The following is a 16,612-nucleotide window of genomic DNA, read 5'->3' as shown; positions in this document are numbered from 1 at the left end:
GGACGAGGCAGACAGTGGTGGCCCCCAGTATGAACTGGGCAAACCCTGCCGCGATCGCGACGAGAGCAAAGCCAATCCATGACGGCACCCGAGCGGCCCTATGGCCTGCTAGCCACCCGGCATCACTGGCCATCGTGGGCGGAATTCTGATCCCCACGAAACCATTGCGTTGAATTCTTCCCGATGCCGCGAGTTGCGTCACGACCACAACGAGGAGCATCGCGGCAGTGAGGACGTAGGCGGTCAAATCCATCTCATAACTCATACGTGAGGATATCAACGCCGCACTGAATGGGCTGATGATGAAGGGAAGACCTGCCAGCGAAACTCCTTTCGACATCCAGCGAAAGTTCGATAGCGAGCCTCCTATCAGGGATGCTCGCTGGGCGCCGTTACCGCGCGTCGGCAGTTCCGAACCCGGCGCGTTGTGCACGTTCGGATATGCCCTCGAGTTCTTCGAAGACCGCTAACTGCAATCCGCCGGGTGCGTCGAGTCGGGAATTGAGTGGTCGCCACGGTGTCTCGCGTGGTTCGCCCATAATGGTGGCCCCGGCTGCAGCAAGTGTGGTGGTGACACCGCGTCCGTCGGTTACCTCAAATGCCAGCCGGATGCCTGGACCCTGTTGCGCCCCGGTCTCAACCTGGTCGATCATCAATTTCTGGGCAGGGTTTGAGATTTCGAGGGTAGCGCGGCCGGCATCCAGAATCGAGACGCGGGCGTCACCGTCCCCTTCGAATGCAGCCTGTTCGGGGAGCCCTAGGGGATCACGATAGAAGGCGATGGCAGCGTCGAAGTCCTCCGCCTCCACAATGAGTCGCAGTTGAAGGACCGTGGCGGATTCGTTCGTGTGTGTATTCATGATGTCGACGCTAGAACCTGACATCACTGTCAGGGGCAAGCGGTGGTGCGAGAGGCGCCGCACGACGGTGAGATGGTGAGACTCTTCCTTTCGCCCGCCGCGCGCTCGGATGTGATCGAGTACATCGCGGGCCGCATCGATTCCGACGATCTGGCCGACCGTGCCTGGGCTCGCTACGGTCTTGGCTGAGGTCGTCGACCCCTACCTCGATCCCGACACGGGCTTCTCCTGAACCTCGTAGGCACGACGACGAAGTCGGCGCTGGCCGAGGCCGAGGCCGACCTGGTGTGGCCACGTTCGGCACTGCTCCGGCGGTTCAGCGGACTCTCCTGATGGGCTCCTGTTTCGAGTCGATATCGACGAGAAGGTTTGGCGTGACCAGGTCTCTTCGGGGGCTAATTCTGATGGCCCGCTTGCCCGTTGCCCGCTTGCCCGTTGAGCCAATCTGTGACCGCTGGCTCATTTTCGAATAGTCCGCTGACATGGTCCGACGCTGCGGACGTGCTCAACGGTGACCTTCCGAACCACCGCAACCGTCCGAAATGACGGAGATGGCAGTGCGGATGGCCCGGAATGGGGCGTTTGAGCCGGGTTGTCGGTGAAAGTTCCGTCATTTCGGACGCTAGGGCAAGTGCATCCACCCCAATTCTGATGGCAGGTGAGTGGATGCCGCTGGCAGGCCGACGCCAGCGATCATCGCTATCCGGCGGACGGGGTCACTGCCAAATGAAGGAGAAATCGCCTCCACCCCCCTAAAACTGAGCAGCTGGAGGCGGTGCGTGCGGTATCTCCTTCATTTGGCAGGGGAGCAGAGGCAGAGGCAGGCTGGGGCTGGGGCTGGGGCCGCGGCGAGAGGGCTGGGGCCGCGGCGACAGGGCAGGGAGGCTGCGTCGAGTTGACGTGCTACCGCACCGCGGGGCGCAGTGGGGCGGTGGCGAACTCGCGCATGCCGTCGTCGAAGCTGACGGCGGGCATCCACCCCAGCTCGCTTCTGAGGCGAGTGGATGACGCGGTGATGTGTCGAACGTCGCCGAGCCGGTATTCACCTGTGGTCACGGGCGCGCGGCCGCCGGCGTGCAGGCTGACCTGCTGTGCCAGTTCGCCGATGGTGTGCACGATGCCGCTGCCGACGTTGAACGCGCGGAACGTGCCGGGGGGAGCCGTCCAGTCGAGGGCGGCGAGGTTGGCGGAGGCGATGTCCCGAACGTGCACGAAGTCGCGACGCTGGGCGCCATCCTCGAACACCCTCGGCGCCTCGCCGCGCTCCACGGCGCTGCGGAACAGCGAGGCAACACCGGCGTACGGGGTGTTCTGCGGCATGCCGGGGCCGTAGACGTTGTGGTACCGGAGCGCGACGGCGGTGCCACCGGTGGCGCGGGTCCAGGAGCTGGCGAGGTACTCCTGCGACAGTTTGGTCGCCGCGTAGACGTTGCGCGGGTCGAGCGGCGCGTCTTCGTCGATGAGCTCCGGCACGAGCGGATTTCCGTCGGCGTCGAGCGGGTCGAAGCGACCGGCGTCGAGGTCAGAAATCAAGCGCGGCGCCGGCCGAGTGAGACCATGAACGCCCGAGTATGCACCCTCCCCGTAGACCACCATCGAACTTGCCATCACGAGCCGCGAGACTCCCGCGGCGGTCATGGCGGCGAGCAGGGTCGCGGTGCCGAGGTCGTTCGAGCCGACGTAGTCGGGCGCATCCGAAAAGTCGACGCCGAGGCCGACTTTGGCCGCCTGGTGGCAGACAACCGAAACCCCTTCGAGAGTGGATGCCACCACCCCAGCATCCCGAACGTCGCCGCGCACGAACTCGACTCCCGTCGGCAGCTCAGGTGCCCCGCCGTGCACATCGGCCCGCAGCGAGTCGAGCACCCGCACGGTCTCGCCGCGCTGGAGCGCTGCGGCAACGATCGCGCCGCCGATGAACCCGGCCCCGCCGGTGATAAGGATCATGCCGAACGACCCAGCACCGCGGCGACCTCGGCCGGTGCGATCAGCTCGCGCGGCGCATAGTCCGCGGGGATCGCGGCCACGATCGACTCCAGCGCGGCGATGATGCGCGGCTGCGCCTCGGCGAACCGGGCGAACACCAGCGCCGAGCTGAGCTCCTCCTCGGCCGGCGCTGCGTCGGCGTCGGTGACGTACGCGAGATTGACGGTGCCGATGTTCAGCTCGGAGGCGAGCGGCACCTCCGGGTAGAGGGTCATATTGACGATGTGGGCGCCGGCGGAGCGAAACCATAGCGACTCGGCACGAGTCGAGAATCGCGGCCCCTGGATGACGACCACCGTGCCGGCCGGGATGGCGATGCCGGCCAGCGCTTCCGCGGCCACATCGTGCAGCGCGGGGCAGAACGGGTCGGCCGACGAAAGATGCTGCACCGAACCCTGGTCATAGAAGGTGTCTGCACGCCCCCAGGTTCGGTCGATGAACTGGTCGGCGAGCACGAGGCTGCCCGGCGGATAGTCCGGGCTGACCCCACCGACCGCGGCGGTCGAGACGATCGCCGTGACTCCGAGGGAGGCGATGGCCCAGATGTTTGCACGGTAGTTGATGAGGTGCGGCGCCGCGGTATGCCCGACCCCGTGCCGCGGGAGGAATGCGACGCTGCGGCCGGCGAGCACGCCGGTGGTGACATCCACCGCTCCATAGGGAGTTTCGATAATGGAGGGAGCCGTATCGAACAGGGAATACAGGCCCGAACCGCCGATGACGGCAATGGATGTGCTGGCGTTGCTCATGGCTAAAGTCTGCCACCCGCCGTTCCTTGGTAGATTCGAGCCCTATGCCTATTCCCTTCTCCCTTCCCCTCATCGACGCCGACGTGGTCGCCGAGGTGAACGATGCGCTGACGGGCACCGGATGGCTGACGACCGGCCCGAAGGTGCGCCAGCTCGAGGCCGAGATCACGAAGATCACGGGCACACCTGTGCTGTGCGTGAACTCGTGGACCTCCGGCGCGATGCTGATGCTGCACTGGTTCGGTGTGGGCCCGGGCGACGAGGTCATCATCCCGGCGTACACCTACAGCGCGACTGCACTCTGTGCGATGAACCTCGGCGCGACGGTCGTGATGGTGGATGTCGATGACGACGTCACGATATCGGCCGCCAGGATTCGTGCCGCGATCACTCCACAGACGAAAGCCGTCATCCCGGTCGACATGGCCGGGTGGCCGGCCGATTACGACGGCATCCGGGCCGTGCTGGCGGAGCCGGCGGTGCTGGAACAGTTCACCGCGACGACCGAGCGTCAGGGCAAGCTGGGGCGCATCCTGCTGCTCTCGGATGCCGCCCACTCCATCGGTTCGACCTATCAGGGCCGGCCGAACGGCCAGCAGGCCGACGCCACGGTGTTCTCGCTGCACTCGGTCAAGAACATCACCACCGGCGAGGGCGGCGCGATCTGCATCAACCTGCCCGAGCCGTTCGATAACGATGCCGAATACCTGTTCCTGCGCGCCTTCGCCCTCAACGGCCAGACCAAGAGCGCGTTCGAGAAGAACCAGCCTGGAGCCTGGCGCTACGACATCATCGACCAGGGCATGAAGGTGAACATGCCCGACATCGGTGCCGCGATCGGGCTCGCGCAGATCCGCAAGTACGAGTCGACGCTGCTGCCGGATCGCAAGCGCATTTTCGCCCAGTACCAGGCCGGGTTCGCCGGGCGCGACTGGGCTCTGCTGCCGGTCTCGAAAAACAGCGAGCGCGAGAGCTCGTGCCACCTTTACATGCTGCGCATCGCCGGGGCAAACGAGTCGACTCGGGATGCCATCATCCAGGTAATCGCGGATCGCGGCGTCGGCGTGAACGTGCACTACATCCCGATGCCGATGCTCACGCTGTTCAAGAGTCGCGGCTACGAGATCGCCGACTACCCGAAGACGCTGGAGCTGTACTCCAACGAAATCACGCTGCCGCTGTACAACGGGCTCACCGACGAGCAGGTTGCCGAGGTGATTCGGGTCGTGATCGAGTCGGTCGAGAGCACGCTGTGATGTTCGACCTCGACGCCTTCATCGCGAAGCATGTCACCGGCCGCGACGAATCGCTGTTTGCCGCCGACCTCGCCGCGCACGCCGACGAGTTGCGGGCCGCCATCGCCGGGCGCTCGGTGCTCGTCATCGGGGGAGCCGGCACGATCGGCTCGTCGTTCATCCGGGCGCTGCTGCCGTTTGAGCCGGCGCGGCTCTACGTCGTCGACCTCAGCGAGAACTCTCTCACCGAGCTGACCCGCGACCTGCGGTCGACGGCCGGACAGTTCGTGCCCGAGAACTTCAAGACCTACCCGATCAGCTTCGGCGACCCCGTGTTCGCGAGGATGTTCCGACGCGAGGGCCCCTTCGATGTGGTTGCCCACTTTGCCGCCCATAAGCATGTGCGCAGCGAGAAGGATCGCTACTCGATCGAGGCGATGCTCGAGAACAATGTGATGAACACGGTGGCGCTGCTCGATCTGCTGCTCGAGCATCCACCGCAGCATTTCTTCTGTGTATCGACCGATAAGGCGGCCAACCCCGCCAACGTGATGGGCGCCTCCAAGAAGCTCATGGAGGAGGCGGTGCTCGCCTACTCGACGCGGCTACCCGCCGTGACCGCGCGCTTCGCCAATGTCGCATTCTCCAACGGCAGCCTGCTCGCCGGGTTTATGGAGCGCATCGCCAGAGGCCAGCCGCTGTCGGCCCCGCACGACGTGCGACGCTATTTCGTGTCGCCCGCCGAGAGCGGGCAACTGTGCCTGCTCGCCTGCGTCATGGGCGCGCCCGGCGAAATCTTCTTTCCCGAATTGGACGAGCCCAGGATGCTCACCTTCTCCACCATCGCCGACGCACTGGTGCGCGAACTGGGGTACACGCCCACCCCCACGGCCACCGAGGATGAGGCACGGGAAGCCGCCGCGCGGCGTCGCCCCGAGGAGGCAACGTGGCCGGTGTACTACTTCGCCTCCGAGACCTCGGGCGAGAAGCCATTCGAGGAGTTCTTCACCGCCGACGAGGACGTCGACCACGCGCGCTTCTCGGCCCTGGGGGTGATCGCTGGTGTGACGGGCAACGATGTGGCGGGCATCCGGTCGACCATCACCGACCTTCGCGAACTGTTCGGCCAGCCCGAGCTGCACAAAAGCGCCATCATTGAGACCCTGACCAGGCTCGTGCCGAGCTTCCAACATGTGGAAACCGGCAAAAGCCTGGATACGAAGATGTGACCGTGGGCGGATTCTTCAAGAGGTTCTTCGACGTGCTGGTTGCCGGCATCGCGCTTACGGTGCTGACCCCGCTGCTGCTGCCGGTGATGCTCGCGCTGCGGCTTACCGGCGAGGGCGAGGTGTTCTACCGCCAGAAGCGCATCGGATTCCAGAACGGCACCTTCGGCATTCTCAAGTTCGCGACGATGCTGAAAAACAGCCCGAATATGGGCACCGGCAGCCTCACGGTGCGCGGCGACCCGCGTGTCACGCCGCTCGGCCACGGGCTGCGCGCCACCAAGATCAACGAGCTGCCGCAGCTGATCAACGTGCTCATCGGAGACATGAGTTTCGTGGGGCCGCGACCGCAAATGCAGGTCGACTTCGACGTATACCCGCCGGTCGTGCGCGAGCGCATCTACGAGGTGCGGCCCGGCGTAACCGGTATCGGCTCGATCGTGTTCCGCGACGAGGAGAGGCTGCTGTCTCGAGACGGCGTCGACCCGCGCGAGTTCTACGGCCAAAAGATCGCGCCCTATAAGGGTGCGCTCGAGATGTGGTACCTCGACCATCACTCACTCTGGCTGGATGCCCAGCTCATGGTCCTCACAGTGCACGCCGTGCTCCGGCCGGAGTCCGACCTCGTGTATCGCAGATTCCCGGATCTGCCACCGCGACCCGGCTGGATGGACCACTGAGGCAGTCCTTACAGAACGCAGACCTCTGCGGGGATCCCGGCTCGTTCACCGGCTACACGCGTTAGCATCACGACTATGAATCGGCGGCGCGTCACCCTGTGGGCCGCGGTGACCGGCGTGCTAGCGGCCGTCGTCACCCTCGCCGTGGCCGAAGCGTTCGCCGCATTCATGGCCACTCCTGGCAGCAGCCCCCTCTTCGCCGTCGGTTCAGCCGTGGTCGACCTGGTGCCGGCGTGGGTCAAAGAACTCGTGATCTCGCTGTTCGGCACCGGCGATAAGGTCGCGCTGTTCGTGGGTCTCGGGCTGCTCGTGCTGGTGCTGGCTGTGGTTATTGGGATGCTGCAGTACCGTCGGCCGCCGACGGGATTGATCGCCCTCGCCACCGTGGGCCTCGTCTCGGTCATCGCCGTAGCCTCCCGGGCCGGAGCAGGCCCGTTGTGGGCGCTGCCCTCACTGGCTGGGGTCTTCGCCGGAATACTCGTGCTTCGGGCCACCGCCACTAAGCTGCGGGACTGGGTGGAAGCCACGGCCCCCGTCCCCGTGCCCATCACCCCCGGGCTCCAGTCGAACCGGGCGGCGACGCGAGTGTCGCTCACCCGTCGTCGTTTCTTCGTCCTGCTGGGCGGCACCGCCGCGGGGGCCGTCGTCATCGGCCTCGGAGCCCGAGCGCTGAACGCCGGAACGGCCGCCGTCAACGTCGTTCGGGACGCGCTTGTGCTGCCCAAGCCGACCACCGCCGCGCCGGCGATCCCCGTGGCAGCCGAGCTCGACATCCCGGGTATCTCCCCCCTCATCTCGGCCAACGACACCTTCTATCGCATCGACACGGCCCTGCAGGTGCCCGTGATCGACGCCTCCACCTGGAAGCTCAGGATCACGGGAATGGTCGACAATGAGATCGAAATCGGCTTCGACGAGTTGCTCGCCCTGCCCATGACCGAGCACTCCGTCACGCTGATGTGCGTCTCGAACGAGGTGGGCGGTGACCTGGTCGGCAACGCAACCTGGCTCGGCTACCCCATTCGCGAGCTGCTGAAGCGGGCCGGGCCGCAGGCTGGAGCAGACATGGTTTTGTCAACCAGCATCGACGGCTTCACCGCCGGAACCCCGCTCGATGTGCTGCTCGAAGACGACCGCCAGTCGCTGCTCGCGGTGGGGATGAACGGCGAACCCCTGCCCATCGAGCATGGCTTTCCGGTGCGGATGGTGGTTCCCGGGCTGTACGGATACGTATCCGCCACCAAGTGGATCGTCTCGCTGAAAGTGACCACCTTTGCCGCCGACATGGGGTACTGGACTCCGCGCGGCTGGTCGGCACTCGGGCCCGTGAAGACGGCATCCCGAATCGACGTGCCCGCCAGCGGAACCTCAGTCAGCGCCGGAACCGTCGCCATTGCCGGTGTGGCCTGGGCCCAGCACCGCGGGGTGGAAAGGGTCGAAGTGCGAGTCGACGACGGCGCGTGGCAACCGGCGACCCTGGCCGAGGCCATCTCGATCGACACCTGGCGCCAGTGGTTTTTACCGTGGGATGCGCCCAGCGGCAGCCACACCATCGCCGTGCGCGCGACGGGCGCACCGAACGACACCCAGCGCGAGAATCGCGTGCCCGTGGCGCCCAACGGTTCCGAGGGATATCACACGGTCACGGTGACAGTGGCGTAGGATTGCGGGTGTGTCTGGCCCCACTATTGGGACTCTTGCCCGCCGCGCGTGGCGCCATACGGTTAGTCCGGGCCGCGAGGTTGCCCGCGAACACGGGGGTCGTATGTCAAGCACTGTCCAGCACAGGCCCGTGCGAGCGAGCGAGCGCGCTGCGGAGTCATCGGGGGACGAGTCCGCGATCAGCCGCCGCGGCCAGGGGTGGCTCATTGTGCTTGCCGCCTCCGCCGTGCTGTGGTCCGGAATCATCGTCGCCATCGTCGGCATCGCGACCCTGGCGCAGTAGCCGCCGCGCGCTTGCGCCGCCGCGCTGCCGCGCCGCGCGCTCCCGCCGCGCCGCGCCGCCGCGCCGCTGCCGCTCATCTCCGGTGAGAGTGCAGTTGGCGCCCAGTGACCCGTCAGACGGGCGCCACAACTGCGCTCTGACTTCTGGCCTGGGCTCCGGCTTAGGCGGATTCGCGGAGGGTGGGGAGGAATCGCACCGACGAGTGGGCAATCGGCCACACTGTCGGGGTGCCCACACCGTCTCGAATTCCCGCTGAGTTAGGCGACGCGTTTTCCGTTCCAGAGGCACTGCGGGCAGGCGTGTCACGCAAGCGGCTGCGCGCCCGTGACCTTCAGTCGCCCTTTCGAGGTGGCCGGTCGATCCCCGTCCCGATTTCGACTGCCGACCCGTTCGCGCGCCAGCACCACGACCTCGTCCAGCGATGCAGGGCCTTTGCGGCCATTGCGCCAGCCAAGTTTTGCTTCAGCAATGTGACAGCGGCAGCGCTGTACGGCATCCCTCTGCCTCACCGGGTTCGCGCCGACCTGCGGCTCGATGTGGGCGTGCCCGCCGGTCGGCAGCCGCCCCGGCGGCGCGGAGTGCGCGGCCATCGAATGGACGACTGGGTGATGCGCACCGTTCTTGGGATGCCGGTCGTCGACCCCGCGGTCGCGTGGGCGCAGGTTGCTTCGCTACTCACTCTCAACGAACTCATTGTCGCGGGGGACTTCATGGTGCGGCGCAAGCTGCCTTTCTCGACCCTCGACGCCATGATCGAGGCGGCTCACGCGGCACGCCGAGGCGGCCCGCTCGCGAGGAGCGCGCTGCTGGAGGTGAGGCCGGGAACCGATTCACCTCCCGAAACGGAGACACGCCTCGTGCTTGTTCGCGGCGGCCTGCCCGAGCCGGTCGTGGGCTACACCGTCTATCACGAGGGGTATTTCGTCGGCACCCCAGACCTGGCGTACGTCGCAGAAAAGATCGCGATTGAGTACCAGGGCAGCGGGCACTGGCTGGATCCGGCGGTGTTTGAGGATGACATCGGTCGCCGGGAGCTGTTTGAGCGCGCTGGTTGGAAGGTGATCCTGGTCACTGCGCCGAGGCTGCGGCATCCAACGCTGCTGGTGACTCTCGTCAGGGACGCGCTGCGCGAGCGGGCAGTTGCCTGACGAGGTGCAGGCGGTCGTGGACCCTGGATGCGTGACCGCGCCCAGATCCGCAACTCAGAAGGCAGTTGTGGCCCTCTGTCATCCGCGCGCAGGGCCACGACTGCACTCCGACGGGCCGAGATGGGGCCAAGCGTGCACGGTGGGCGGCGGGCGCGGCCGTCGCGGCCCGAGTGAGGCGCGGCGCAGGTCCGCCTCCGCAGCGCCCGCTGGCGCCCTCCTCCGCAGGTCCCGCCCACGCGGGCGACGCCCCCCGCAGGAAGTGAGCGCGCGGCGCGGATAGGCTTGCGCGAGTGGCACATCTTCTCGGCGCTGAAGCGCTTCACCTTGAATATCCGACCCGCATCATTTTCGACAAGATCACGATCGGGCTCGATGAAGGCGATCGCATCGGCATCGTCGGTCGTAACGGTGACGGCAAATCGACCCTGCTCCGGATGCTGGCGGGCCGACTCGAGCCGGACGCCGGCCGTGTCACCCGCCGTGGTGGGGTGACGCTGGCCATGCTCGACCAGTCCGACGAGTTGGACGGCTCCCTCACGGTGCACCAGACGGTCATCGGAGAGATCGATGAGCACGTGTGGGCGGGCGACCCGCAGGTGCGCGACGTCATCGCGGGGCTGATCGCCGATATCCCGTGGGAATCCCTCGTCGACGACCTGAGTGGTGGCCAGCGCCGGCGGGTCGCGCTCGCGGCCCTGCTGATCGGCGACCACGACGTCATTTTCCTGGATGAGCCCACCAACCACCTCGACGTCGAGGGCATCACGTGGCTGGCCCGTCACCTCAAGCGGCGCTGGTCGTCGAACGCCGGCGGGCTCGTGGTGGTGACCCACGACCGGTGGTTCCTCGACGAGATCTGCACGGCCACCTGGGAGGTGCACGACCAGCTGATCGAGCCGTTCGAGGGCGGATACGCGGCATACATCCTTCAGCGGGTGGAGCGCGACCAGATGGCCGCGACGATGGAATCGAAGCGCCAGAACCTCATGAAGAAGGAACTGGCATGGCTGCGTCGCGGTGCTCCCGCGCGCACCGCGAAACCCAAGTTCCGCATCGACGCGGCCAACGAGTTGATCGCTAACGAGCCGCCGGCCCGCGACAGTGTGAGCCTCGCATCCATGGCCATGCAGCGACTCGGTAAAGATGTGGTCGATCTCGAGAACGTGTCGGTCTCCTACGGCGAGAAGGGGGTGCTGAAGGATGTCACGTGGCGCATTGCCCCGGGCGAGCGCACCGGAATCCTCGGCGTCAACGGGGCGGGCAAGAGCACGCTGCTTTCGCTCGTCGGAGGCACGCTTCTGCCCACCACTGGGAAGGTGAAGCGTGGCAAGACGATCAAGGTTGCCACCCTTACCCAGCAGCTGGCCGAGCTGGAAGATGTGTGGAATGACCGCGTCAGCGATGTTATCTCCCGCCAGAAAAGCACGTACATCACCGGCGGAAAAGAGATGACGCCGAGCCAGATGCTCGAACGCGTCGGTTTCGCGAGTGCGCAGCTCAGCACCCAGGTGAAAGATCTGTCGGGCGGGCAGAAGCGTCGGCTGCAGCTGCTGCTCATCCTGCTGTCTGAACCGAATGTGCTGATTCTGGATGAGCCCACCAACGATCTCGATACCGACATGCTCGCGGCCATCGAAGACCTGCTCGACACCTACCCGGGTACCCTGCTGGTCGTGAGCCACGATCGGTACCTGGTGGAGCGCGTCACCGACCAGCAGTACGCGGTGATGAATGGATCGCTGCGGCACCTGCCGCGCGGGGTCGACCAGTATCTCGAACTGCGGGCCGCGCAGGACAGGGCGGCGAGTGCCCCGCCCGCGATGACGAAGGCCGAACCGAAACTCGGTGGCGCCGAGCTTCGCGCTGCGCAGAAGGAGTTCGCCGCAGCCGGCCGGAAACTGGAGAAGTACACCGGCCAAATCGCCGAACTGCACCTCAGGCTCGCGGCGCACGACCAGGGTGATTATGTGGGCCTCGGCGCAATCAGCAAGGAGCTGCAGGCGGTGGAGGCCGCGCAGTCCGAACTGGAGCTGCGATGGCTCGAGCTCGAAGAGCTGCTCGGCTAGCACCCGGCATCCGGTGCGGAAGAATGGTGAGCACGATGTCACACGATCACGGCGTACCCGGCGGCGCCTCCTCGAGCCGGCCACGACTGGTGGCCGCGCTGGGTATTACTGCCGCTGTGCTCATCGCCGAGGTGGTCGGCGCGATCATCACGGGCAGCCTCGCCCTGCTCGTGGATGCTGCGCATATGCTCACCGACGCCGGTGGACTCACCATCGCACTCATCGCGGCGACCCTTGCCGGTCGCCCGACCAGCGCCAAACGCACCTGGGGGTTTGCGCGCAGCGAGGTCCTGGGTGCCACGGCCCAGGCCGCCGTGCTGCTCGCGGTGGGAATCTTCGTGGTGGTCGAAGCCGTGCAACGCCTCATCAACCCGCCCGAGATCGCGGGTGGGCAGTTGGTGATCTTCGGCGTGATCGGGCTGCTCGGCAATGTGGCATCCATCGTCATACTGGCAGGGCACCGCGGCACCAATCTGAATATGCGCGCCGCCTTTCTCGAGGTCGTGAACGACGCGCTCGGTTCGGTCGCGGTGATCGTGGCGGCGATCGTGATCACGCTCACCGGGTTCCAGCTGGCGGATGCGATCGCGGCGATCCTGATCGGCGCACTGATCGTGCCGCGCGCGGTGCTGTTGCTACGCGACTCCACCAACGTGCTGCTCGAGTCGACTCCGAAGGGCATCGACCTGGATTCGGTGCGCGATCACCTGCTCGAGCTCGACCATGTGACGGCCGTTCACGACCTGCATGTAAGCCAGATCGCGACCGGGCTGCCGGTGCTCACGGCACACGTGGTGGTGGAGGATTCCTGCTTCTATGACGGGCACACGGCCCAGATGCTGGATGCCCTGCAGCACTGCGTCGCCGAGCATTTCGCCGTGCAGATCGAGCATTCCACGTTCCAGCTCGAGCCTGCCGGGCATGGCGCCCACGAGCATCCCACCCACGACTAAATCGACCTACGCCCCCACGGGCCAGGGTCAGAACAGCGGCCACGGCACCGCGGGCATCAGCCCCTGGGGGCCAGGAAACTGACCCGACGACCGGAGCCTGTCGCATCGTCGCGCGAGTGCCGCGATCTCGGGCTCGGTCAGCAGCGGCGAGAGAGCGTCGCCCAACTCGCCATCGAGGGCTGCCCGAACTCTTGCAACGCCGGCCAACTCGTCCGTGGTGAGCGCCTCGCCGATCCATCCCCACAGAACGGTGCGCAATTTGTGCTCAGCATGGAAGGTGAGCCCATGATCGCATCCGTAGCGGTGACCGCCGTCCACGGGCAGCACGTGCGCTCCCTTGCGGTCGGCATTATTGGCAACGATGTCGAAAACCGCCATCCGACGAAGCGCCGGAGAGTCCTCATGGATGAGCGAAACCGCGCGGTCATTCTCGTCGCGACCATCGAAAACGGGGCGCCATCCCTGCTCGGGTACGTCGGCGGTGGCAACGAGATCGACGGCGTCCTGGTCGGGCGCGCACTCCTGCCAGAGTTGCACCATGCCCTCTCCCGCGGGTCCGTCACGCAGCCAGGTTCGTGGCACGACGCCCCAGCCCAACGCCTCAGAGACGAGGTACGCCGCGACCTCGCGGCCCGCAAGGGTGCCGTCGGGAAAGTCCCAGAGTTCGCGTTCGCCCGCGATCGGTTTGTAGACCACCCTGGTGCCGTGGATGCTCGCCAGGAACGTCGCGTTCGAGGCCGTCGTGATGCGGCCCACCAGTTCGAGTTCCCCGGTGAGGAGGAGGTCGTCGAGACCCGGCTCGGTCGCACCGAGTTCGTGCTCGGGCATGCTCACCAGGTGTCGGGTGGAATGCAGGAATGGTCGTCGGCATCCATTGGTTCGGCGCAGAACGGGCACAGTGGCCGACCGGCGCCCACTACTTCCAGGGCCCGCTTCGCGAACGCGCGCGCGGTGCCGACAGGCATCCTCAGCAGAAGCATCTCGGATGGCTCCACCTCGATCAGTTCGAGGCGCTCGAGGTCGGTGTCTGCGTCGATCTCGATCTCGATGACCGGGAACGCCTCGATCACGACCTGGGCCCGCGTGCGATCCCAGCCAAGAGTGATCCCACCGGTGCGAAACTGCTCATCCACGGGCTGATCCAGCGGGTCGTTGTCGACGAGCTCGATGGGTGTCGTTGCGGGAACACTGAAGGGATTTCCGTCAGTCGCCATCAGCTGGTCGAGCAGCTCGTCGATCTTTTCGGCGAGGCCGGCAGACTGCTGCTTTTCGAGGGCGATGCTGACGATCCGGCGTCCCGACCGAGCCTGAAGATAGAAGGTGCGCGACCCGGGCGCGCCCACCGTGCCGATGACGACGCGATCCGGCCAATCGAGTTCGTGCACGAGGGTGGGCATACCAATATTTTACTAGCCCGCTGACGGAATCGCATCGGCCCCGGCGCCTCCGCCGACCGGCGCATCGGCGGCCGAAGCGCTCTGTTTCAACCACGACAGGTCACCCGAGTCCGCATTCATGGCGATCACGGTCGGTCGCATCGTCCCGTAGCGAATGATGGAGATGGATGCCGGGGCCACGGTAATCCGCTGGAACAGGTCGAGATGCATCCCCAGCGCGTCGGCAAGAACCGACTTGATGACGTCGCCGTGGCTCACGGCAACCCAGACGGCGCCAGGCCCGTGTTCGGCTTCAAGCGCGGCATCCCAGCGTCGGATGGCGCCGACCGATCGTGCCTGCATCGTCGAGAGCGACTCGCCTCCGGGAAATATCGCGGCCGAGGGCTGGGTCTGAACCACCGCCCAGAGTTCCTCCAGCGAAAGCAGGGAGAGCAGCTGGCCCTGCCAGTCGCCGTAGTCGCACTCGGTGATGGCGTCGTCGACTATGGCGGTGGGCGTGGTTGTCTGCGCCTCAAGGATGTGGCGAGCGGTCTGTGCGCACCGTTCCAGCGGACTCGAGACGACCGCCACGAGAGGAACGACGGCGAGGCGTTGCGCAGTGCGGATGGCCTGGCTGGTGCCCGCTTCGTCTAGTTCGACGCCGGGAGTGCGCCCCGCGAGCAGACCCGACACGTTCGCGGTGGTCCGTCCGTGCCTCACCAGGATGACTGTGGCCATGGATCGAGCCTAGGCCGTCAGGCTGCCGGCGCCGCCCAGTCAGCGCAGGGCGGGCACTCCCGCGGCGGTGGCTACGGCCACGGCCCCGAGCGACAGGGCGGCGATCGCGACCCACGAGATCGCCGCAACGGCCAGCGGCCTGGGTCCGGTGCGCATCAGTGTGCCCACGCGGATCGCCGCCCCGAGCCCGAACAACGCCACGCCGAGCAGCACGAGTTGGGCGGTATCTGCGACCTGCAGCACCGCGTCGGGCAGCGGGATGACCGTGCGCACCAGCACCGCCACCATGAAGCCGACCAGAAACAGTGGCACGAGGGCCGGTCGCCGTCCGTCGCCCTCGCGCTTCAGCACCAGCCCGGTGATCGCGACCATGGGGGCGAGCAGAGCGACCCGGGTCAGCTTCACGACGACGGCGATGGCGAGCGCCGAGGGCCCGGCGATCTGGGCGGTTGCGACGACCTGTCCGACGTCGTGCACGCTCGCGCCGGTCCACATGCCGAACTGCTCGGCATCGAGCCCCAGCACCGGTTGCAGCGCGGGCAGCACCGCGATGGCGAGTGTGCCGCACAGCGTGACGAGGGCGATCGGGGTGGCCTGGTCGGCGTCCTTCGACCGGGTGACCCCGCTCATCGCTCCGATTGCGGATGCCCCGCAGACCGAGAATCCGGCGGCGATCAGCAGGGGCTGGTCGCCCGGTAGGCGGAGGAGCCTGCCCATCCCGAGCGTCAGGGCGAAGGTTGCCGCGACGATGAGCACGATCATCCCGAGCACGAGCCAACCGAGGTCGGCAATGTCAACCAGGCTCAATTTCAGGCCGAGCAGCACGATGCCGATGCGCAGCAACCGGCGGGCCGAGGCGGCGAGCCCCGGTTGCAGTATCTCCCGCACGCGGGCGGGCCACGGGAGCGAGGTGACGACCACGCCGAGGACGACGCACGCCGTGAGTGTGGGTGCCCACGGCAGGGTCAGGTGCGCAAAGCTCGCGAGCCCGACGGCGGCAAGAGCCAGGGCGATACCGGGAAGGTTCCTAGTCAAAGTCGAGGCTCAGCTTGCGCAGGAGTGCGCTGAGTCGTTCCTGGTCGGCTTTGGGCAGCCGCTCGAGCAGTTCCCGTTCCGCGACGAGCAGCGTGCGGATCGCGGCATCCACTCTTTCCCGGCCGAGGCCTGTCATGACAACGAGGATGCCGCGGCCATCGTCGGGGTCGGTGCGGCGTTCCACGAGCTCGCGGCTGACCAGCCGGTCGATGCGATTGGTCATGGTGCCGCTGGAGACGAGGGTCTGCTGCAGCAGTGTCTTGGGGCTCAGTTGGTAGGGGGCACCCGCGCGACGCAGGGCCGAGAGCACGTCGAATTCCCATAACTCGAGGTTGGATGCCTCGAACGAGGTCTTGCGTGCTCTCTCCAGGTGGCGGGCGAGCCGTCCCACCCGCGAGAGCACCTGCAGAGGCGAGAAGTCGAGGTCGGGCCGCTCACGCGACCAGCCGTCGACGATGCGGTCGACTTCGTCGTTGGTGGGCATCCGTCAATTATCGCTGCTGCGGGTGACCGGCCGCCCGCATCCCCGTCCGCGGCCGGTCCTCTCGGGCGTCTGCCGCTCGTCTGCCGCTCGTCCCCTCGGCCAAATGAAGGAGATTTCACCCACCAGCACTT

Annotated in this window: 18 protein-coding genes; 8 read left to right on the top strand and 10 right to left on the bottom strand. The window is 66.6% G+C overall.

Going from position 1 to position 16,612, the window contains the following annotated elements:
* The 5 genes from RMN95_RS04785 to RMN95_RS04765 form a co-directional block, all read right to left on the bottom strand.
* Positions 1-253, bottom strand: a 253-nt coding sequence (locus RMN95_RS04785; RefSeq protein WP_309615811.1) for an SdpI family protein, incomplete at its 3' end; no start/stop codon positions are given.
* 139 nt (positions 254-392) lie between these two features.
* Positions 393-860: a VOC family protein gene (locus RMN95_RS04780; protein ID WP_309615810.1), complete on the bottom strand. Its 468-nt coding sequence runs from the start codon at positions 858-860 to the stop codon at positions 393-395.
* Between the two features lie 316 nt (positions 861-1,176).
* Positions 1,177-1,323: a hypothetical protein gene (locus RMN95_RS04775; protein ID WP_309615809.1), complete on the bottom strand. Its 147-nt coding sequence runs from the start codon at positions 1,321-1,323 to the stop codon at positions 1,177-1,179.
* 440 nt (positions 1,324-1,763) lie between these two features.
* Entirely contained in the window at positions 1,764-2,807 is a 1,044-nt protein-coding gene (locus RMN95_RS04770; protein WP_309615808.1) for an NAD-dependent epimerase/dehydratase family protein, read from the bottom strand.
* The gene (locus tag RMN95_RS04765; RefSeq protein ID WP_309615807.1) at positions 2,804-3,595 is read right to left on the bottom strand and encodes an MTAP family purine nucleoside phosphorylase; all 792 of its coding nucleotides are present in this window, start codon (positions 3,593-3,595) and stop codon (positions 2,804-2,806) included. Before RMN95_RS04765 ends, RMN95_RS04770 begins: the two co-directional genes overlap by 4 nt.
* Before the next feature lie 44 nt (positions 3,596-3,639).
* Between RMN95_RS04765 and RMN95_RS04760 the strand changes: the two genes are divergently transcribed.
* The 8 genes from RMN95_RS04760 (at position 3,640) to RMN95_RS04725 (ending at position 12,848) form a co-directional block, all read left to right on the top strand.
* A complete protein-coding gene (locus RMN95_RS04760; protein WP_309615806.1) occupies positions 3,640-4,851 on the top strand; it encodes a DegT/DnrJ/EryC1/StrS family aminotransferase in 1,212 nt (403 codons plus the stop codon).
* Positions 4,851-6,059, top strand: a complete 1,209-nt coding sequence (locus RMN95_RS04755) for a UDP-N-acetylglucosamine 4,6-dehydratase (RefSeq protein WP_309615805.1) — start codon at positions 4,851-4,853, stop codon at positions 6,057-6,059. Before RMN95_RS04760 ends, RMN95_RS04755 begins: the two co-directional genes overlap by 1 nt.
* 2 nt (positions 6,060-6,061) lie before the next feature.
* A complete protein-coding gene (locus tag RMN95_RS04750) occupies positions 6,062-6,736 on the top strand; it encodes a sugar transferase (RefSeq protein ID WP_309615804.1) in 675 nt (224 codons plus the stop codon).
* A 75-nt stretch (positions 6,737-6,811) separates the two neighbouring features.
* A complete protein-coding gene (locus RMN95_RS04745; protein WP_309615803.1) occupies positions 6,812-8,398 on the top strand; it encodes a molybdopterin-dependent oxidoreductase in 1,587 nt (528 codons plus the stop codon).
* 103 nt (positions 8,399-8,501) lie between these two features.
* On the top strand, positions 8,502-8,681 hold the full coding sequence (locus tag RMN95_RS04740) for a hypothetical protein (protein WP_309615802.1): 180 nt from the start codon (positions 8,502-8,504) through the stop codon (positions 8,679-8,681).
* Positions 8,682-8,908: 227 nt separating this feature from the next.
* On the top strand, positions 8,909-9,829 hold the full coding sequence (locus tag RMN95_RS04735; RefSeq protein WP_309615801.1) for a hypothetical protein: 921 nt from the start codon (positions 8,909-8,911) through the stop codon (positions 9,827-9,829).
* Positions 9,830-10,119: 290 nt separating this feature from the next.
* On the top strand, positions 10,120-11,895 hold the full coding sequence (locus RMN95_RS04730; RefSeq protein ID WP_309615800.1) for an ABC-F family ATP-binding cassette domain-containing protein: 1,776 nt from the start codon (positions 10,120-10,122) through the stop codon (positions 11,893-11,895).
* 35 nt (positions 11,896-11,930) lie between these two features.
* Entirely contained in the window at positions 11,931-12,848 is a 918-nt protein-coding gene (locus tag RMN95_RS04725; RefSeq protein ID WP_309615799.1) for a cation diffusion facilitator family transporter, read from the top strand.
* Positions 12,849-12,875: 27 nt separating this feature from the next.
* On the opposite strand, the gene RMN95_RS04720 is transcribed toward RMN95_RS04725, so the two are convergent.
* The 5 genes from RMN95_RS04720 to RMN95_RS04700 are packed head-to-tail and all read right to left on the bottom strand — an operon-like array spanning position 12,876 to position 16,481.
* Positions 12,876-13,676 carry an SCO1664 family protein gene (locus tag RMN95_RS04720; RefSeq protein WP_309615798.1) on the bottom strand — a complete coding sequence of 267 codons (801 nt, stop codon included), beginning with the start codon at positions 13,674-13,676 and terminating at the stop codon, positions 12,876-12,878.
* Between the two features lie 2 nt (positions 13,677-13,678).
* On the bottom strand, positions 13,679-14,245 hold the full coding sequence (locus tag RMN95_RS04715) for a DUF3090 domain-containing protein (RefSeq protein WP_309615797.1): 567 nt from the start codon (positions 14,243-14,245) through the stop codon (positions 13,679-13,681).
* A gap of 12 nt (positions 14,246-14,257) precedes the next feature.
* On the bottom strand, positions 14,258-14,962 hold the full coding sequence (locus tag RMN95_RS04710) for an MSMEG_4193 family putative phosphomutase (RefSeq protein ID WP_309615796.1): 705 nt from the start codon (positions 14,960-14,962) through the stop codon (positions 14,258-14,260).
* A gap of 39 nt (positions 14,963-15,001) precedes the next feature.
* Positions 15,002-15,997 carry a putative sulfate exporter family transporter gene (locus tag RMN95_RS04705; protein ID WP_309615795.1) on the bottom strand — a complete coding sequence of 332 codons (996 nt, stop codon included), beginning with the start codon at positions 15,995-15,997 and terminating at the stop codon, positions 15,002-15,004.
* Positions 15,990-16,481: a MarR family transcriptional regulator gene (locus tag RMN95_RS04700; protein WP_309615794.1), complete on the bottom strand. Its 492-nt coding sequence runs from the start codon at positions 16,479-16,481 to the stop codon at positions 15,990-15,992. The genes RMN95_RS04705 and RMN95_RS04700 overlap by 8 nt, the downstream gene beginning before the upstream one ends.
* Positions 16,482-16,612: the final 131 nt, after the last annotated feature.

Origin of the sequence: Salinibacterium sp. (genome assembly GCF_031364185.1) — a bacterium.
Lineage (GTDB): Bacteria > Actinomycetota > Actinomycetes > Actinomycetales > Microbacteriaceae > Rhodoglobus.
The sequence above is the reverse complement of the archived record's forward strand: the minus strand, read 5'-3'. Positions and strand labels throughout refer to the sequence as shown.